We start from the raw sequence: 18,181 nt of genomic DNA on the forward strand, positions 1-18,181 counted from the left end.
GGGGAAATAGCAGAGTGGCACTCGAGAACGTCGTCGGAATAGATCACGCCGTGGTCATGGTGAAGGACCTCGACAAATCAGCTGAAAATTACAGGCGGCTCGGCTTTACTGTGTCGCCGCGAGGCACCCATAGCGCGCATATGGGGTCGGGCAATTACACCATCATGTTCGACCCTGACTATATGGAATTGCTCGGCGTGCTGACGCCGACAGAACATAATGCTCCGGCGCGGGCGTTTCTGGAGAAGCGCGGCGAAGGCATCGAGCGCATCGCCTTCACTGCAGTGGATTCCGCCGACGGCGCCGAAGAGATTCGCGCGCGCGGCTATCCGCCGGTTGGACCGACCGATTTCGAACGACCGGTGACGATGCCCGATGGCACCGTCTCGGCAGCAAAATTCCGAACGTTCCAGTGGCCGACCGCGGAAGCGCCGGGCGGCGTGCGCATCTTCGCCTGCCAGCACAAGACCCGCGAGACGGTATGGATTCCCGAACTGATGAAGCACGCCAATGGCGCCAAGCGCCTGCGGCAGGTGCTGATCGTTTCGCCCGAGCCCGCCAACGACGCCGCGCATATGTCGCGCATGATCGATCGCGACGTGAGGAGCGAGCAGGACGGCGCCATCGCCGTGCCCTCGGGCTCCGATCGCGCCGACTTCATGTTCCTGACCAGGGATCAACTGAGCAAGCGCTATCCCGAGGTATCGCTGACCGGTCTGCCCGAGCGTGGCGGCGCGGGATTGGTGATTGAGGCCGACGTCGCTGCAGCCGAGAAGGCGCTCGGTGGCACTGGTGTTCACAGCGGTGGCGGCGTGATCGTGCCACCGGCAGCAGGCAACGGCACCCTGCTCGCCTTCGTCAAGGCGTAGCCGACCGCGCTTGTCGCTGTATCGAGGGACAGCCGGATCATGGCGAAGGGCAAGATCGAACCGGACGGCGACACGGCAACGACCCGCCGTGGTCGTCCCCGTTCCGCCGAGACGACCAACGCCATTCTGCAGAGCGCCTACACCCTGATGGCCACCACGGGCCTTGCCGCCACCAGCATCGATGCGGTGGCGCGGGATTCGAACGTCTCGAAGATGACCATCTACAAATGGTGGCCGTCGCGCGAGGCGCTGCTGATCGATGCGTTCCTGCACCATGCTTCGTTGATGCTGCCGCTGCCGAGCACCGGCACGCCGGCAGACCGCCTGAGAAGCCACGCGGCCGCCTATGCGAAGGCGCTGCAGGGTGAGTTCGGCAAGGTGCAGCTCGCCGTGATCTCCGAATGCATTTCGAACACCGGTTCCGCGGAGATTTTCTACGAGCGCTATCTCCGGTATCGAAGGACAGCGCTGGTCGAACTGATTGCGGCCGGCCAGCAGGACGGCAGCGTTGGCGCCGCCGGGACGCCCGAAGACCTCTATGACGCGATCTACGGCAGCCTGTTCTATCGCTACATCTTCGGCATCAAGCCGATCTCGCCGGCGCAAGCGCGTAACCTCGTCGACACGCTGCTGATGATCAAGGTTCGGTGACGGCTCCCTTACGTCGCTCGCGTCGGAACCAGTTCCACGTTTCCCGCGTCACCGCGAGATAACCCCGGCCCCGGTATACGATCTGTTCGTCGACGATACCGTTCAGCTTCGGCAGCGCATGAAACGGAATCGAAGGATAGGCATGGTGCTCGACATGGTAGGGCATATTCCAGGCAAACCACTTCGTGAATATGCCGGTATAGGTCGTACGGGTGTTCTGGAAAGCGCTGCGCGTCCGATCGCAGCCGGTATGTTCGGCATAGAGATAAGGACGCAGGAATAGCTGCCCTACCACCAGCGGCGCGACCCATACCCAGAGCAGGATCGTGGTCTGCGATGCGAGTGAGGCGAGCAGCAGCACCGCATAGCCGAGCAAATAGAGGCGCGCCTCCCTCACCACGATGTGGCGCTTGGCTTCCGGTATCCAGGGCGCGGAGGCGTTGCCCGTCAGGCCATGGCGAAGCATCAGACCTAGCCGGAAGCCGACCTGCCGAAGACCGCTATAGGCGATTGCAAGCTGCGTATCGGTAGCGGGCATCGGGCCGACCAGCAGTTCGGGATCCCTCGCCGGATCCTGCGTGTAGCGATGGTGGTCCCAGTGGAACAGGCAATAATATTCGTAAGGCAGCCCGATCGCGAACGAAGACAGATGGCCGAACACGAGATTGAGTGCGCGGCTCCGGAACGCCGTCTTGTGAGCGGTCTCGTGCACCACCATGAACAGGAAGGCAACGAAGTACCCCTGCGCAACGATCAGCGGTATCGCCCAGAGTAGGCCATGGATCGAGGCGACCTGCCAGATCAGCGTGCCGAAAACGACGATAGCGCCGTAGTGACTGACCGCGCGGATGATGCCCGGAAGGTTCGATCGCACCGATAGCTTGCGGAGATCAGCCGAACTTAAGAGCTTCTCTCCTGTTGCGGTAATCGCTGTGCTCATGGTCGCACTGCCTCCAGGATGATTTTCAACGCTGCAGAAGGGCCGATATCTCGGCGTTGATGAATGCGCGATCCGCGGGATAGTTGATCGGATTTCCGGCGCGGTGACCGTGGATCGACGGAATCGGATGGAGCTCGGCCGACTTCGCATTGACGAGCTTGCCGATCTCGGCCTCGTTGTCGCACACGTCGAAGTAACGGTCGGTCTGCCCCGGCATCAGCACCACATGCGCCCTGATCGCCGTGAGCGCGCGGGTAATGTCGCCGCCAAATTCCGGGCACTGGCTGATGTCGCCACGCTGCCAGATGCCGATCTGCGCCAGCAGATCGTTGGCGTCGCGCCGTGCGAAGGCGACATCCCACGAGCCTGCCAGATAGTCTTCCAGCGATTTGAATCCTGCCTCGCGCCAGACCTCATCCCGGTAGAAGGCGTGCGACATCGCCCATCCCGCATAGATGCGACCCATGGCGCGAAGGCCGGCGGAAGGTTTGGCGATGAAGCGGCCATCCCGGAAATTCGGATCCGTGGTCAGCGCCGCCTTCACGCCCTCCAGGAATACGTGGTTGTAGGGCGAGCACCGCGCGCTGCCGCAGACGATGGCGGCGCGCTCCACCATGTCAGGATGGCAGGCCGCCCAGTGATAGGCCTGCATGCCGCCCATCGACCAGCCATAGACCAGCGCGATCTTCGCTATGCCGAATTGCTCTACCAGCAGGCGGCGCTGCACCGCGACCGCGTCGTGATAGCTGATCGCCGGAAACGGTGTGATCCCGGAATTCGACGGCGAGGAAGACAGGCCGTTGCCGAACAGATTCGGAATGATGATGAAGTAGCGCTCGGGATCGAGAATGCCGCCGGGCTGGATCAGCCACTCGGTGTCGAAGTGCTGCGCGCTGAACGATGTCGGATAGACAATCACATTGTCCTTCCGCGCATTCAGGCTGCCATAGGTCTTGTAGGCGAGACGCATGGAAGGGAACATGACGCCCGACTGAAGCGGAACGTCGCCCGCCTCGAAGACCTGATAGTCGCCGCTCGTCGTCATTCGCCCGGCTCCGACATTAATTGTACTGTTTGTACACTATATTAGTTCGATTGCAAGCGCGATCAACCAATGGCATCGCCTGCGCTCCGCCATAATACCGCACGAAGGGGGCTAGGCAGGCCACGCACGGACGTTACTATCGCCGCAAAACAAGCCGACCCAGGGAGAGAAAAATAATGAAGAATCATCTGATCTCGCGCCGTTCCGTTCTGGCCGGCACCGCCGCCGCAGGGGCGCTGAGCCTGACCGGCTTCCCGGCCCGCGCGGCCGAACCGCAGTGGAAGAAGTACGCCGGCACCAAGCTTGAGGTGATCCTCGCCAAGGGTCCGCGCGGCGACAATTTTCAAAAGAACATCAAGGAATTTACCGAACTCACCGGCATCCAGGTCGAGTCGGAGCAGATCCCCGAACAGCAACAGCGCCAGAAGGCCGTGATCGAACTCGCTTCGGGCAAGCCGAGCTTCGACGTGGTTCATCTGAGCTACCACGTGCAGAAGCGCCAGTTCGAGAAGGCCGGCTGGCTCGCCGACATCTCCGGCTACATGAAGGACCCGAACCTCACCGCGCCCGACCTCGTCGAAAGCGATTTCTCGGCCGGCGGCCTGCAATACGCCAAGAACGACAAGGGGCAGATGCACTCCCTGCCGTGGTCGGTCGACTATTTCATCCTCTATTACAACAAGGAGCTGTTCCAGAAGAAGGGCGTCGCGGTGCCGAAGACCTTCGACGAGATGGTCGCCGCGGCCGAAAAGCTCACCGACGCCAAGGAAGGCACCTTCGGCTTCGTCGGGCGCGGCCTGCGCAACGCCAACATGACGCTGTGGACCAACTTCTTCCTTAACGCCGGCGGCGAATTCCTTGATGCCAAGGGCGGCATCCTGACCGACGGCCCGGAGGCGATCGAAGCCACCAAGCTTTACCAGACGCTGCTGACCAAGGTCGCGCCTCCCGGCGTCGCCGGCTTCAACTGGATGGAGTCGATGGCCTCGTTCACCCAAGGCCGTTCGGCGATGTGGATCGACGGCGTCGGCTGGGCCCCCCCGCTGGAAGACCCGGCCGCCTCGCGCGTCGTCGGCAAGGTCGGCTACACCGTCGTGCCCAAGGGATCCAAGGGACAATATTCGGCAACCTATGGCGACGGCATCGGCATCGCGGCCGCCAGCAAGAACAAGGAAGCCGCCTATCTGCTCTGCCAATGGGCGGTCTCGAAGAAGCAAGGCGCGCGGCTGCTGCAGGCCGGCGGCGGCGTGCCGTTCCGCAACTCCGTGCTCAACGACCCGGAGATCCAGGCCGGCGTAAAGATGCCGAAGGAATGGCTGCAGTCGGTGATCGATTCCGCCAAGATCAGCAAGCTCGGCCTGCCCGTGATCATTCCGGTCGCCGAATTCCGCGATCTCGTCGGTGCGGCCCTCACCTCCACCCTTGCGGGCGCTGATCCGGCAACGGAGCTGAAGAAGGCTCATGAGCAGTTCCGCCCGATCCTGGAGCGCAGCGAAAAAGCGTGAAGGCCATAGCAGAAGTCACTCCGGCCGCGGCTGATGCCGCGCCGGAGCAGGAATGGCGGCCGCCGTCCTACTGGCCGTTCGTGGTGCCGGCGCTGGTCGTCGTGCTCGCCGTAATCGTGTTCCCATGGGTGTTCACGATCTGGATGAGCCTCAACGAGTGGAAGGTCGGCTCGCCGACCACCTTTGTCGGCTTCGCCAATTATCTTCGAATGCCGAACGATCCACGCTTCGTCGAAGCGGTCGGACACACCCTGCTTTACACCGCCTTGTCGGTGCTGCTGCCGCTGATCCTCGGCACCTTTGCCGCCGTGGTGTTTCACGCCAAATTTCCCGGCCGCGGTTTTCTGCGCGGGGTCTTCATCATGCCGATGATGGCGACGCCGGTGGCGATCGCGTTGGTCTGGACCATGATGTTCCACCCGCAGCTCGGCATTTTGAATTACCTGCTCTCGCTGGTCGGCCTGCCGCCGCAATTGTGGGTGTTCCATCCCGGCACCGTGATCCCCTCGCTGGTGCTGGTCGAGACCTGGCAATGGACCCCCTTGGTGATGCTGATCGTGCTCGGCGGCCTCGCCGCGATCCCGACCGAGCCCTATGAGAGTGCGCAGATCGACGGCGCCAGCGTCTGGCAGGTGTTCCGCTACATCACGCTGCCGCTGATCACGCCGTTCCTGTTTATCGCCGGCATGATCCGCATGATCGATGCCGTCAAGAGCTTCGACATCATCTTCGCCATCACGCAAGGCGGGCCCGGCTCGGCGTCCGAGACCATCAACCTCTATCTCTACAGCGTCGCCTTCATCTATTACGACCTCGGCTATGGTTCGGCGATCGCGGTGATCTTCTTCCTCTTGATCGTCGCCATGGCGGCGCTGATGCTGCATCTGCGCCAGCGCACGATGTGGACCGAGATCGGGAGCGGCGCATGAGTCTGCGTCAGATCCTCGGCAAGATCGGGCTGTGGTTTGCGGTCTTCGTGGTCGTGTCACCCGCGATCCTGTTCTTTCTCTGGATGGCCTCGCTGTCGGTCAAGTTCGAGGTCGACAACGCGGCCTACCCGCCGGTGTTTTTCCCCGAGCGTTTTGCCTGGAAGAATTATGCCGACGTGCTCGCCTCCAACCGCTTCCTGACCTACTTCATCAACAGCCTCGTGGTGACCGGCACCGCGACCGGCCTTGCCATGCTGGTCGGCGTGCCCGCCGGCTACGGCATCGCGCGGATGGCCGCGCATAAATCCGCGATCGTGATCCTGATCGCCCGCATCACGCCGGGATTGTCGTATCTCATCCCGCTGTTCCTGCTGTTCCAGTGGCTCGGATTGCTCGGCACGCTGGTGCCGCAGATCATCATCCACCTCGTGGTGACGGTGCCGATCGTGATCTGGATCATGATCGGCTATTTCGAGACCACGCCGCTGGAGCTCGAGGAAGCCGCTTTGATCGACGGCGCCACGCGCTGGCAGGTGTTCCTTCACGTGGCGCTGCCGATTGCGCGTCCGGGGCTTGCGGTGGCCTTCATTCTCGCGGTGATCTTCTCCTGGAACAATTTCGTGTTCGGCATCGTGCTGGCGGGACGGGAGACGCGCACTTTGCCCGTCGCCGTCTACAACATGATTTCGTTCGACCAGCTGAGCTGGGGACCGCTTGCGGCGGCCGCGCTCATCGTGACCTTCCCCGTTCTGTTGCTGACGGTGCTTGCGCAGCGGCAGATCGTGGCCGGACTGACCGCAGGCGCCGTCAAGGGCGGTTAGCTAAAATCTCCGGTGCAAGCGCCTCCAATACCGCGGCTGAGTCCGTGACCCAGCCGAAGATTCCGCCCTGGGCCTTGATCATCTTGAGGCCCATCTCGTGAAATTCGGGAAAATAGGATGCGCAACCATCGGCCAGCACCACGCAGCGATAACCGCGGTCGTTGGCCTCGCGCACGGTCGTGTTGACGCAGACTTCGGTGGTGACGCCGCATACCAGCAGATTCTCGATGCCATATTTTTCCAGCACATCGCCAAGCTCGGTGGCGTAGAACGCGCCCTTGCCCGGCTTGTCGATCACGATCTCGGAGTCGAGCGGATAGAGTTCGGAAATGATGTCGTGGCCGGCCTCGCCGCGAATGAGAATGCGCCCCATCGGTCCGGGATCGCCGATCCGCAAGGAGGGCGCGCCGCGTTCGACCTTGGCCGGCGGCGCGTCGGACAGGTCGGGCAGATGTCCCTCGCGGGTGTGGATGACCAGCATGCCGGTTTCGCGCGCCGCTGACAGCACCGAAGCGATCGGCTTCACCGCGCGCGCCAGCTGCGACACGTCATTGCCCAGCGTCTCGCCGAAGCCGCCGGGTTCCATGAAGTCGCGCTGCATGTCGATGATGAGGAGCGCGGTGGCCGCCCACTCAAGCGCGATCGGCTCCGGCTCGGCGGCGACCTTGCCGATGGATGGCCTCTTTGAGTTCGTCATGATGCAAGCGCCCGACCGAGAGTAATTTTCGAAGAGATTAAGCAAGGCGCATGCCATTGTACAATTCTTGCGCAAGCCGGGAATGAGTTGGCACGCTTGTTGCAAAATATCGCGGTATCGCAACGTCGACCGCTGGCGGTCTGGCGCAGCGCCACAAATTCGGGAGGAACACATGAACGGACTCGGAGGCCTCAACAAATCGCCGGAGGGCGTCGTGATCGGGCTGGTTCAGCTGCAATTGCCTGTTGTCGTGACCAAGGCGGACCTCGCGCGGCAGACCGAGCGCATCGTCACCATGGTCGGCAAGGCGCGGCGCAATCTCGGCACCATGGATCTCGTCGTATTTCCGGAATATTCGCTGCATGGCCTGTCGATGGACACCAACCCGGAGATCATGTGCCGGCTCGACGGCCCTGAGGTCGCCGCCTTCAAGCAGGCCTGCATCGACCACAAGATCTGGGGCTGCTTCTCCATCATGGAGTTCAACCCGAACGGCAATCCCTACAATTCCGGCCTGATCATCGATAACAACGGCGAGATCAAGCTCTATTACCGGAAATTCCATCCGTGGATTCCGGTCGAGCCGTGGGAGCCCGGCGATATCGGCATTCCCGTGATCGAGGGACCGAAAGGCGCCAAGCTCGCGCTGATCATCTGCCATGACGGCATGTTCCCGGAGATGGCGCGCGAATGCGCCTACAAGGGCGCCGAGATTATGATCCGCACGGCCGGCTACACCGCGCCGATCCGCGAAAGCTGGCGTTTTACAAATCAAGCGAACGCGTTCCAGAATTTGATGGTGACCGCGAATGTCTGCATGTGCGGCTCCGACGGTTCGTTCGATTCCATGGGCGAAGGCATGATCGTGAATTTCGATGGTAGCATCATCGCCCACGGCACCACCGGCCGCGCCGACGAAATCATCACCGCCGAAGTCCGCCCTGACCTGGTGCGTGAGGCGCGGATCCACTGGGGCGTCGAGAACAACATCTACCAGCTCTGGCACCGCGGCTACGTCGCGGTGAAAGGCGGCGCGATGGATTGCCCGTATACGTTCATGCAGGACATGGTGGCGGGCACGTTCCGGCTGCCGTGGGAGGATCAGGTCAAGGTGACGGACGGAACGTCGTGCGGTTTTCCGGCGCCGACACGGATGTTCGGGAAAACGGCGAAGGCGGCGGAGTAGCGCGTCGCGCCAATCTTTCCGGTTGTCATCCCCGCGCATGCGGGGATCCAGTACGCCGCGGCCTCTCGGTTCTGGCATTGGCGTCTCTGGGATACTGGGTCCCCGCCTTCGCGGGGACGACAATTGTGGGTGTGACACACACTTCGACATTCTCGCGACGCATTGCGCCCGAGGTTTGCCAAAAACTTCCCGCCCTCTCATCAAGAGGGCGCAGGGAAGACCGGGTGCGCGCTGCACCCGCGGTCTCGTGTGCGGTTAGCACTGAAAAAGTTGCACACGAGCATACAGGGCAGCGGAGAACACCCGGCCTTCCCTGCGCAATGGCTTTACGGCTTATGCCGTGCTCTCCCCGGAGACGAGTTCTTAGTTGACTCCGTCGCTGCCGTTCCCGCTTGCGCTTCTCCGACAGCTTGACGCCTGCAACGGGCGCCAGGACCACACGGTTTTGCCGTACGCTTGAGTCCACGCCGTCGTCTCAGCGCAAACCAGCGTCCACCGCAACCCGCCCAACGTCCGTGACGACGGCCGACGCCCTTCTGAGTAGGACGGGATGGCGATAGATGCGCACTGATTTGGGTCGGCCGACAACAGAAATATTTTTGATTTACGGAAATTTTCTACTTGACACGATTTCTGAAACTCCGAACTGATTTGCCCGTCGGGTTGATTTGTCGCACCTAACCGTCATTGCGAGCCAACGGGTCGCGCGAATGCGCGCCCGATGACAGGCTCCGCGAAGCAATCCATGGCACGGCTTGGAGCAACATGGATTGCTTCGCTCCGCTCGCAATGACGAGGAGGTCCGTAGGGTGGGTAGAGCGCAGCGAAACCCACCATCCGCTGGCGATGGGTTTCGCTGCGCTCTACCCATCCTACGGTCTACAGGCTCCCCAGCAGCGACGTCCCGAATGCCCGCCGCCAGACCGTCAGGAAGCGCGGAAACCAGGAGTGCGCGACGGCGCTCTGATAGGCCCAGGTGCGATATTTGAGGCCTTTTTCGGAAATCAGTTCCTGATATCCGCCGTGGGTTTCGGTCACGGTACGGATATCGCGCAAGATAGCGCAGGCATGGGCCCGATAGGTCTCGGTGCCGGAGCATTCATCGTAGTCCAGCATGCGATCGGCGAATTCGACGTTGAACGTCGGCCAGGACGAACGGCCCTGATAGGCCGGCGCCGCGATCTTGTGAATGAGCTTGTTCAGCGGATTATCCGCCGACACCAGGAAGTGCGATGTATCCGGGACCCGAAACCGCGGCTCGGCAAGGATGAAGTCGGTCGTGGCCGCGAACAGCGCGCGTTCTTCCGCGTCGTTCAAATCCCAAAAGCCCTGATGCACGTTCACGAAATCGAGCGCGATGGAATAGACCGGCGCCTGCTGCCGGGAGTCCAGGGAATGGCTGATATAGCCGTGCCTGCCGAACAGCAGCAGCAGCTCCTGCTTGTACTGTGAAAGCGCGCGTCCAAGCAGCTGCTCCAGCTCAGTCCGCTCGATGACACCAAGCTTGATACCGCGCAGGAACGTCGCGTAGACGCAGGCATTGGTGACGAACCGCCGGCGTTCGGCACGGGTATCGGTCGCCGCAGAACGGGGCGCGCTGACGTCGCACAAAAGCGCCGAAAGCCCGTTGTCATCGAACCGTTGCAACGCCCTGGCGAGCTCAACTATCTCCCGCTTCAGGTTCTCGCGATATTCGGACAGCAACAGGCGGCCGGCATGCGCACCTTGCGACATCGCCAAATACGAAGCCGACCTTTGCTCGGCGGAGAGCAGTTGCTCAAGGCCTGCGAGGATGCCCAGCAGCGTGTCCGACGGCCTCGAAAAATAGTTGATGCCGATGTAGCGGTTGCGCCCCGCAGGCACGATCGTCGTGGTGACGACGCCGGCGCGAACGGCTTCAAGCATCAGGCGGACGCTTTTCTCCAGCAGCCGAACCCTGCGCACGGCATCCTGCGCATCCATGATGGTCTCGGGATCGAGGACATCAGGATAGAACCAGGCAAAGTCGCGCGGATAATAGGCGGAGGCGTGCGGCGCCCCGGTAACGAGAAAGGCTTCCTTCTCGGCAAACGCCGCATTCATCGAATGCCGGTACAGCTCCTCGATGCCTGCCGACAAATGATATCTTCGCAGGAAACGATCACCGAGAAAATTGACGGCCTGAATGCCGTTGGCGACAAGGCTGGACAACATGCCCTGATGAAAGCGGTATTCGCGATGCGATGAAAATGTGATCTGGCTGTTCATAGGCAAGGATGAGAGCAATGTCCGGCGTGTCTGGTATCACGCGTTGGTACTCCAGACATCATTGATTCGTCTCTCCGCAACAGCGTGGGGAAAGATGTCATCGAATTGTCATGTAGGCGTAGGATGGGTTGAGCTCTTCGCGAAACCCATCGATGAAAGCGACGGAGCTGATGGGTTTCGCAAGGGCTCAACCCATCCTACGAACCTACGTGTTCGGCCTGAAATTCTCCACCAGCCGCAACAATACCCGCGCTCCGGCATCGGCATCCGCAAGCTCGACATGCTCCGCCGGATTGTGGCTGATGCCGCCGCGGCAGCGGACGAAGAGCATGGCGACGTCTGATATATCGATCATCGCCATGCCGTCATGCCCTGCCCCGCTCGGCAGGTCGAACACACCAAAACCTTCGGCGGCGACGGCGTCCGCGACCTGCGCCTTCAGCCACGGCGCGCAGGGCACGGTGCGGTTTTCGTGGGTGACGTCGAGCTGCAGGACGAGATTGCGGCGTTTGGCGATGGCTTCGATGCGCCGCACGATGTCGGCGACCGCCATCTTGCGGTGCGGATCTGATGGTGCGCGGATGTCGAGTGTGAACGACACCAGGCCGGGGATCACGTTGGTGGCGCCGGGCATCGCGTCGATATAGCCGACGGTGCCGACGAGGCCGGCCGCATCGGTCTTGCAGAACTCCTCCACCATGCAGATGCATTCGGCGGCGCCCGCCAGCGCGTCGCGCCGGAACGCCATCGGCACCGTGCCGGCATGACCCGCCATGCCGGTCAGTTTTGCCGCCAGCCGCGTCGCGCCCGCGATCGCGGTGACGACGCCGACCGGCAGATTGTTCTCTTCCAGCACCGGGCCCTGCTCGATGTGCAGCTCGACATAGGCGTGGAGTTCGCGGCGGGTGCGCGCGGCCGCGCCGATGTGCTCGGGGTCGAGGCCGAATGTGACCATCGCATCGCGCATCGAAATCCCGGCATGGTCGCGTGAATTGAGCGCGCTCTCGACAAAGGTGCCCGCGACCGCGCGGCTGCCGAGCAGCGTGGACGCAAACCGCACGCCCTCCTCGTCCGCAAATCCGACGACTTCGACCGCGAACGGCAGCCGCCGCCCGCGCCGGTTCAGATCGGCGACGCAGGAGATTGCCGTGATCAAGCCGAGCGGGCCGTCCCATTTGCCGGCGTCGCGTACGGTGTCGTAATGCGAGCCTAGCATCAGGCACGGCAGGCCCGGCCGGTCGCCTTCATAGCGGCCGCAGACATTCCCGATGGCGTCGAGATGCGCGGTCATGCCGGCCTCGCGCATCCAGGAAAGAATGAGATCGGCAGCGGCGCGATGCTCGGGCGAAAGGAAGATTCGCGCCAGATGCTCCGGCGTCTCGGAGATCGCCGCGAGCTGGTTGATCCGGCTGACGATCTCATCGCCGAGCGTCGCCCGGCTCGATCCGCTGCTGGCCATTTCTGTCTTGCTCATGCTTTTCCTGTACGGCGCCGCAGCGCCGGCCGATCGATAGGTTCAATGCCGGCGGTTTCGACCCACGCTGCCGCGGACCCCTGACTGGTAGCAGGCTCAATTCACCTGACCAGCCGGCCTCGCAAGAAATCCGCCGCCAATTTGGCCCGCCGACGGTTCTGCAGGATCTAACAACTGCTTAACGACCTTGCATACAATCGTGGAATGCCGCCTAAAAATTAGTCAATTCTGCCGCACACAATTTTCCCCGAGCAGGCAAGCCAACGGGATACCTCAATGTACTCATTGGCTTACTGATGGCTGCCCGCCACTCGCGCTCTGGCATGAAGATTGCGACATCCCTCCCCGAGCCCGCCGCACCGGCGCGGCCCACGAAATAGGGGGCGGTCCAGCCGCCAGAGGGAGCAGGCACATGGAATTTGGCAGGATTTCACGACGGCATCTGTTGCAGGGCGGTGCGGCGCTGACACTCGGCACCGCTTTCGGCGCGGGCGCCGCGCGCGCGGCCGGCACCACCATCGGCTTCGTCTATGTCGGGTCGCGCGACGACTACGGTTACAATCAGGCGCACGCGCAGGGCGCCGCGGCGCTGAAGAAGATGCCCGGCCTCAAGGTGATCGAGGAAGAAAAGGTGCCTGAGACCGATGCGGTCGAAAAGACCATCGAGTCCATGATCAACCTCGACGGCGCGTCCCTGCTGTTTCCGACCTCGTTCGGCTACTACAACCCGCACGTCATCAAGATGGCGAAGAAATTTCCAAAACTGCGCTTCGAGCATTGCGGCGGCCTGTGGAGCGAGAAAGACCCGACCAATGCCGGCAGCTATTTCGGCTATATCGACGAGGCGCAGTACATTTCCGGCATCGTCGCCGGCTACTCGACCAAGAGCGGCAAGCTCGGGTTCGTCGCGGCGAAACCGATCCCGCAGGTGCTGCGCAACATCAACGCCTTCACGCTCGGCGCCAAGCTTGCCAACCCGAAGGCAACCACGCAGGTGATCTTCACCGGTGACTGGTCGATGCCGGTCAAGGAAGCCGAGGCCACCAACAGCCTGATCGACCAGGGCGTCGACGTCCTCACCTGTCACGTCGACGGTCCCAAGACCATGGTCGAGAACGCCGCGCGCCGCGGTGCGATGGTGTGCGGCTATCACGTCAACCAGTCGCCGCTGGCGCCGAAGGCGTATCTCACCGGCGCGGAGTGGAACTGGGAAGCGCTCTACCCGAAATTCGTCAAGATGATCGCGGCCGGCGAATCCATTCCGAACTTCTATCGCGGCGGCCTCAAGGAAGAGATCGTCAAATGCTCGCCCTATGGCGAGGCGGTCTCGGCCGAGGCGCGCAAGCACGCCGACGACATCAAGGCCAAGCTGGTCGCCGGCACCTACACCATCTTCAAGGGCCCGATCATGGACAACAAGGGCAACGCGGTCATTACCGCAGGCACCGATCGGGGCCAGACCGATCCCGAGCTCGAGAAGATGAACTATCTGGTGGAAGGCGTGCTCGGAGCGACTTCGTGACAACAGGTTCGGCGGATCCGGTGGAGGCGGTCGGCGTTGCGCCGGCCGCTGATCCCGGCTTCCTCCAACGCTACGGCGCCACCATCGAATACATCCTGATCCCGGGCGCGGCGCTGGTCGGCGCGCTCGCAACCTTCGGGCTGTTCGTGGCGCTGTTCGGCAAGAACCCGCTCGATCTCTATTTCTACATGTACCAGGGCGCGTTCGGCACCTGGTTCTCCTGGCAGAACACGCTGACGCGTGCCGCGCCGCTGATCCTGACCGCGTTGTGCACGGCGCTGCCGGCGCAACTGGGTATGGTCATTATCGGCGGCGAAGGCGCGCTGCTCATTGGCGCGCTGTCGGCGACCTCGGTCGCGCTGGCGATGCCGTGGGCCTCGCCGCTGGTGGTGCAGACCGCGATGGTGTGCGCCGGCGTGATCGGCGGCGGTCTCTGGATCACGCTGGCGGGCGCGCTCCGGCAATACCGTGGCGTCAACGAGACGATCTCGAGTTTGCTGCTGGTCTATATCGGGCTTGCGGTGCTCAACCATCTGGTCGAAGGCGCGATGCGCGATCCCGCCAGCCTCAACAAGCCCTCGACCCGCGAAATCGGCGCGGCCAACATGATCGGCAGCATTCCCGGCACCGACGTGCATTGGGGGCTGGCGTTCGGCCTGGTCGCGGCGTTCGCGTCCTACATCCTGATCTATCATACCGTATTCGGCTTCTCGGCGCGGGTGGCCGGCGGCAACATCCGCGCGGCAAAAATCGTAGGCCTCGGCGTCAACAAACTGATCCTGATGATCTGCTTTCTCGCCGGCGGCGCCGCCGGCATTGCCGGCATGGTCGAAGTCGCCGCCGTGCAGGGCCGCACCAACGCCAATCTCGCCGCCGGCTACGGCTTCACCGGCATCCTCGTCGCCTTCCTGGCGCGGCATAATCCGCTGGCGATCATTCCCGTGGCGATCCTGCTCGGCGGCATCAGCGCCAGCGGCGGGCTATTACAGCGGCGGCTCGGATTGCCTGATGCCTCGGTGCTGGTTCTGCAAGGCATCATCTTCGTCTTCGTGCTGGCGAGTGACGCGCTGTACGGACGGATCGGCTTCCTGAAAGGAAAATCCTGACATGTCGGACGGATCGCTCGGACTCTGGACCGTTCCGCTCGCCGTGTTCGGCGGCGCCATCCGCGTCTCGACGCCGTTTCTGTTCGTGAGTCTTGGCGAATGCATCACCGAGCGTTCCGGCCGTATCAACCTCGGCCTCGAAGGCACGCTGGTCATGGGCGCGATGAGCGCTTACGGCATTTCCTATCTCTCAGGCTCGCCCTGGCTCGGCGTGCTCGCCGCCGGCATCGCCGGCGCGATGCTGGGCGCGCTGCATGCCGGCATCTGCTCGCTGCCGCGGGTCAACGACATCGCGGTCGGCATCGCGCTGATGCTGTTCGGAACGGGGCTGGCGTTCTATCTCGGCAAGCCGCTGATCGAACCGACCGCGGCACGATTACCGGCGATCGATTTCGGTTGGTGGAGCGACGTTCCGCAGGTGCGCGCCGCACTGCGGATCAACGTGCTGTTCCTGATCGGCCTTGCGCTGGCGCCGATATTATACTGGGCCTTCAAGACCACGCGCTGGGGCTTGCTCATCCGCACCGCCGGCGAGAGTTCGGACGCCGCCCGCGCCATGGGCTATTCAGTGCTGGCGATCCGGCTGCGCGCCACGATGGTCGGCGGCTTTCTGTCCGGGATCGGCGGCTCGTTCCTGTCGCTGTTCTATCCCGGCAGCTGGAACGAGGGCCTGTCCTCCGGCCAGGGCATCACGGCCGTGGCGCTGGTGATCTTCGCGCGCTGGGATCCGATGCTGTGCCTGTGGGCGTCGCTCGCGTTCGGCGGCGCCGCGGCGCTCGGACCGGCGCTGCAATCGGTCGGCGTCACCTCGGGCTATCATCTGTTCAACGCAGCGCCCTACATCCTGACGCTCGCGATCATGATCATCACCTGCTCGCCGAAGCGCACGCTGACCGGCGCGCCGGCCGAATTGTCCATCACCCGATAAGCGAGAACGTGCCATGCCCGAGCGCTATATCTCATCCGAACCCTATGCGTGGCCCTATAATGGCGACCTGCGCCCGCAAAACACCGCGCTCGTCATCATCGACATGCAGACCGATTTCTGCGGCGTCGGCGGCTATGTCGACAAGATGGGCTATGATCTCTCGCTGACCCGCGCGCCGATCGAGCCGATCAAGAAGCTGCTCGCCGTGATGCGCGCGCAGGGCTTTCACATCATCCATACCCGCGAGGGCCACCGCCCTGACCTGACCGACCTGCCCGCCAACAAGCAGTGGCGCTCGCGGCAGATCGGCGCCGGGATCGGCGATCCCGGCCCGTGCGGCCGCGTGCTGGTGCGCGGCGAGGCTGGCTGGGAGATCATTCCCGATCTGGCGCCGCTGCCTGGCGAGCCGATCATCGACAAGCCCGGCAAGGGTTCGTTCTGCGCCACCGATCTCGAGCTGATGCTGCGGCTGCGCGGCATCGAGAACCTCGTGCTGACAGGCATCACCACCGACGTCTGCGTCCACACCACGATGCGCGAAGCCAACGACCGCGGTTTCGAATGCGTGCTGATCGAGGATTGCTGCGCGGCCACCGACAAGAGCAACCACGACCACGCGCTGAAGATGATCAAGATGCAGGGCGGCGTGTTCGGCGCGGTCGCGACCTCGGGCGCGTTCATCAAGGCCGTCTCATGATCATCGGCGAAACGCCGCTTCCCGAAGGCCCGCTCGGCGTCGACGCGGTCGCGGTGACGATGAAGTTCGGCGACTTTCTTGCGCTCGACAATGTCGCACTCAAGGTGCGGCCGGGCTCGTTCCACGCGCTGCTCGGCGAGAACGGCGCAGGAAAAAGCACGCTCGTGAAATGCATCATGGGTTACTATCACGCGACCGAAGGCGACATCATGGTCGGCGGCCGCGAACAGGCGATCGCCAACCCGAAGGATGCGCATGCGCTCGGGCTCGGCATGGTCTACCAGCACTTTACGCTGGTGCCGGCGATGACGGTGGCGGAAAACCTCGTGCTGGCGCGCGATGACGTTCCGGCCATCGTCAACTGGGCGAAGGAAAAGCAGGAGCTGGAAGCGTTTCTGGCGCGGATGCCGTTCAAGGTGCCGCTTAACGCCAGGGTTTCCGACATTTCCGCGGGCGAACGGCAGAAATGCGAGATCCTGAAACAGCTTTATCTGAGGCGCCGCTTTCTCATTCTCGACGAGCCGACCTCGGTGCTGACGCCGGGCGAGGCCGACGAGGTGCTGGGCATGCTGCGCGACATGGTCGTGAATGGCGGCCTGACCATCCTGATGATCACGCATAAATTCCGCGAGGTGATGGCGTTCGCCGACGAGGTCACGATCCTGCGCCGCGGCAAGCTCGCCGGCAACGGCAAGGTCGCCGATCTCACGCCTGATAGCATGGCGCGGATGATGATCGGCGCCGAAGAACTGACGGTGCAGCCGCCGCGCGTCGGACAATTGGGCGAGGCACGGCTGGAACTGAGCAAGCTTTGTGCGATCGACGATGCCGGCGCGGTCGCGGTCGAAAATGTCTCGCTCACCGTGCGCGGCGGCGAGATCGTCGGCATCGCCGGCGTCTCCGGTAACGGCCAGCGGCAGCTGGTCGAGGTGCTGGCCGGCCAGCGCGAGGCGGAAAGCGGCGAGGTTCGCGTTCGCGGCGATCTCTATTCGGCGAGCCGCGAGGAGATGCGCCGGCACAAGATGTCACTGCTCCCGGAAGAGCCCTTGAGGAACGCCTGCGTCGGCGGCATGAGCGTCGCCGACAACCTCGCGTTCCGCGAATTCGACCGCGCGCCGTTCGCCAGCAAAGGCTGGTGGCTCAATCGCTCCGCGTTCCGCAAGGATGCCGAGCGCAAGATCGGGCTCTACAAGATCAAGACCCGCTCGCCGGATACGCCGATTTCGGCGCTGTCGGGCGGCAATGTGCAGCGCGCGGTGCTGGCGCGCGAACTCGGCGGCGAGGTCGAGGTGCTGATCGCCGCCAATCCCTGCTTCGGGCTCGATTTCGCCGCGGTCGCCCAGATCCATGCCGAGATCATGGCGGCGCGTAACCGCGGCGCCGCGGTGCTCCTGGTCAGCGAGGACCTCGACGAACTCTTGGAACTGTCGGATCGTCTGGTGGTGATGTTCCACGGCCAGTTCGTCCATGAAGCCCGCGCCAGCGAGGCCGATCTCACCGAGATCGGGCGGCATATGGCTGGGCATTAACCGCCCGACCGCATTCGCGGAAGTGTGATCTACCT

16 protein-coding genes are annotated in these 18,181 nt (G+C 63.1%); 11 read left to right on the forward strand and 5 right to left on the reverse strand.

Annotated features, from left to right (window positions below):
• The first annotated feature begins 14 nt into the window (after positions 1-14).
• Together JQ574_RS12375 and JQ574_RS12380 are read left to right on the forward strand one after the other, a co-directional pair.
• A complete protein-coding gene (locus JQ574_RS12375) occupies positions 15-869 on the forward strand; it encodes a VOC family protein (protein ID WP_212208544.1) in 855 nt (284 codons plus the stop codon).
• A 39-nt stretch (positions 870-908) separates the two neighbouring features.
• The gene (locus JQ574_RS12380) at positions 909-1,520 is read left to right on the forward strand and encodes a TetR/AcrR family transcriptional regulator C-terminal ligand-binding domain-containing protein (protein ID WP_212208545.1); all 612 of its coding nucleotides are present in this window, start codon (positions 909-911) and stop codon (positions 1,518-1,520) included.
• Here JQ574_RS12380 and JQ574_RS12385 read toward each other — a convergent pair.
• Positions 1,507-2,460 carry a fatty acid desaturase gene (locus JQ574_RS12385; RefSeq protein ID WP_212208546.1) on the reverse strand — a complete coding sequence of 318 codons (954 nt, stop codon included), beginning with the start codon at positions 2,458-2,460 and terminating at the stop codon, positions 1,507-1,509. The genes JQ574_RS12380 and JQ574_RS12385 overlap by 14 nt on opposite strands.
• Before the next feature lie 25 nt (positions 2,461-2,485).
• Positions 2,486-3,505: an alpha/beta fold hydrolase gene (locus JQ574_RS12390; RefSeq protein WP_212208547.1), complete on the reverse strand. Its 1,020-nt coding sequence runs from the start codon at positions 3,503-3,505 to the stop codon at positions 2,486-2,488.
• A 176-nt stretch (positions 3,506-3,681) separates the two neighbouring features.
• Here JQ574_RS12390 and JQ574_RS12395 point away from each other — a divergent pair, with 176 nt between their 5' ends.
• From JQ574_RS12395 to JQ574_RS12405, 3 genes are read left to right on the forward strand one after another with little or no spacing between them, the layout of a single operon-like run.
• Entirely contained in the window at positions 3,682-5,010 is a 1,329-nt protein-coding gene (locus JQ574_RS12395; RefSeq protein ID WP_212208548.1) for a sugar ABC transporter substrate-binding protein, read from the forward strand.
• Between the two features lie 5 nt (positions 5,011-5,015).
• Positions 5,016-5,939, forward strand: a complete 924-nt coding sequence (locus tag JQ574_RS12400; RefSeq protein WP_409363396.1) for a carbohydrate ABC transporter permease — start codon at positions 5,016-5,018, stop codon at positions 5,937-5,939.
• Positions 5,936-6,760, forward strand: a complete 825-nt coding sequence (locus JQ574_RS12405) for a carbohydrate ABC transporter permease (protein WP_212208550.1) — start codon at positions 5,936-5,938, stop codon at positions 6,758-6,760. Before JQ574_RS12400 ends, JQ574_RS12405 begins: the two co-directional genes overlap by 4 nt.
• Here JQ574_RS12405 and JQ574_RS12410 read toward each other — a convergent pair.
• Positions 6,747-7,457 (reverse strand): cysteine hydrolase family protein, encoded by a 711-nt coding sequence (locus JQ574_RS12410; protein WP_212208551.1) that lies wholly within the window; start codon positions 7,455-7,457, stop codon positions 6,747-6,749. The two genes, JQ574_RS12405 and JQ574_RS12410, sit on opposite strands and share 14 nt — an antisense overlap.
• Before the next feature lie 172 nt (positions 7,458-7,629).
• On the opposite strand from JQ574_RS12410, the gene JQ574_RS12415 reads away from it, so the two are divergent.
• Positions 7,630-8,643 carry a formamidase gene (locus tag JQ574_RS12415; RefSeq protein WP_212208552.1) on the forward strand — a complete coding sequence of 338 codons (1,014 nt, stop codon included), beginning with the start codon at positions 7,630-7,632 and terminating at the stop codon, positions 8,641-8,643.
• Between the two features lie 879 nt (positions 8,644-9,522).
• Here JQ574_RS12415 and JQ574_RS12420 read toward each other — a convergent pair.
• Together JQ574_RS12420 and JQ574_RS12425 are read right to left on the reverse strand one after the other, a co-directional pair.
• Positions 9,523-10,890, reverse strand: coding sequence for a hypothetical protein (locus JQ574_RS12420; RefSeq protein WP_212209122.1), 1,368 nt, complete (start codon positions 10,888-10,890; stop codon positions 9,523-9,525).
• A 205-nt stretch (positions 10,891-11,095) separates the two neighbouring features.
• On the reverse strand, positions 11,096-12,364 hold the full coding sequence (locus JQ574_RS12425) for an allantoate amidohydrolase (protein ID WP_249119291.1): 1,269 nt from the start codon (positions 12,362-12,364) through the stop codon (positions 11,096-11,098).
• A 412-nt stretch (positions 12,365-12,776) separates the two neighbouring features.
• Here JQ574_RS12425 and JQ574_RS12430 point away from each other — a divergent pair, with 412 nt between their 5' ends.
• The 5 genes from JQ574_RS12430 to JQ574_RS12450 are packed head-to-tail and all read left to right on the forward strand — an operon-like array spanning position 12,777 to position 18,146.
• A complete protein-coding gene (locus JQ574_RS12430; protein WP_212209121.1) occupies positions 12,777-13,886 on the forward strand; it encodes a BMP family ABC transporter substrate-binding protein in 1,110 nt (369 codons plus the stop codon).
• Complete coding sequence (locus JQ574_RS12435) at positions 13,883-14,992, forward strand: ABC transporter permease (RefSeq protein ID WP_212209120.1); 1,110 nt, start codon at positions 13,883-13,885, stop codon at positions 14,990-14,992. Before JQ574_RS12430 ends, JQ574_RS12435 begins: the two co-directional genes overlap by 4 nt.
• Position 14,993: 1 nt before the next feature.
• A complete protein-coding gene (locus JQ574_RS12440; RefSeq protein WP_212209119.1) occupies positions 14,994-15,920 on the forward strand; it encodes an ABC transporter permease in 927 nt (308 codons plus the stop codon).
• A 13-nt stretch (positions 15,921-15,933) separates the two neighbouring features.
• Positions 15,934-16,617: a cysteine hydrolase family protein gene (locus tag JQ574_RS12445; protein WP_212209118.1), complete on the forward strand. Its 684-nt coding sequence runs from the start codon at positions 15,934-15,936 to the stop codon at positions 16,615-16,617.
• Entirely contained in the window at positions 16,614-18,146 is a 1,533-nt protein-coding gene (locus tag JQ574_RS12450) for an ABC transporter ATP-binding protein (RefSeq protein WP_212209117.1), read from the forward strand. Before JQ574_RS12445 ends, JQ574_RS12450 begins: the two co-directional genes overlap by 4 nt.
• The last annotated feature ends 35 nt before the right edge of the window (positions 18,147-18,181 follow it).

Origin of the sequence: Bradyrhizobium sp. AUGA SZCCT0158 (assembly GCF_018130065.1) — a bacterium.
GTDB lineage: Bacteria > Pseudomonadota > Alphaproteobacteria > Rhizobiales > Xanthobacteraceae > Bradyrhizobium.

Coding starts and splice junctions, on each gene's coding strand:
- JQ574_RS12380 (WP_212208545.1), top strand. CDS start 909: ATGGCGAAGGGCAAGATCGAACCGGACGGCGACACGGCAACGACCCGC.
- JQ574_RS12385 (WP_212208546.1), bottom strand. CDS start 2,460: ATGAGCACAGCGATTACCGCAACAGGAGAGAAGCTCTTAAGTTCGGCT.
- JQ574_RS12390 (WP_212208547.1), bottom strand. CDS start 3,505: ATGACGACGAGCGGCGACTATCAGGTCTTCGAGGCGGGCGACGTTCCG.
- JQ574_RS12395 (WP_212208548.1), top strand. CDS start 3,682: ATGAAGAATCATCTGATCTCGCGCCGTTCCGTTCTGGCCGGCACCGCC.
- JQ574_RS12405 (WP_212208550.1), top strand. CDS start 5,936: ATGAGTCTGCGTCAGATCCTCGGCAAGATCGGGCTGTGGTTTGCGGTC.
- JQ574_RS12410 (WP_212208551.1), bottom strand. CDS start 7,457: ATGACGAACTCAAAGAGGCCATCCATCGGCAAGGTCGCCGCCGAGCCG.
- JQ574_RS12415 (WP_212208552.1), top strand. CDS start 7,630: ATGAACGGACTCGGAGGCCTCAACAAATCGCCGGAGGGCGTCGTGATC.
- JQ574_RS12420 (WP_212209122.1), bottom strand. CDS start 10,890: ATGAACAGCCAGATCACATTTTCATCGCATCGCGAATACCGCTTTCAT.
- JQ574_RS12425 (WP_249119291.1), bottom strand. CDS start 12,364: ATGAGCAAGACAGAAATGGCCAGCAGCGGATCGAGCCGGGCGACGCTC.
- JQ574_RS12430 (WP_212209121.1), top strand. CDS start 12,777: ATGGAATTTGGCAGGATTTCACGACGGCATCTGTTGCAGGGCGGTGCG.
- JQ574_RS12440 (WP_212209119.1), top strand. CDS start 14,994: ATGTCGGACGGATCGCTCGGACTCTGGACCGTTCCGCTCGCCGTGTTC.
- JQ574_RS12445 (WP_212209118.1), top strand. CDS start 15,934: ATGCCCGAGCGCTATATCTCATCCGAACCCTATGCGTGGCCCTATAAT.
- JQ574_RS12450 (WP_212209117.1), top strand. CDS start 16,614: ATGATCATCGGCGAAACGCCGCTTCCCGAAGGCCCGCTCGGCGTCGAC.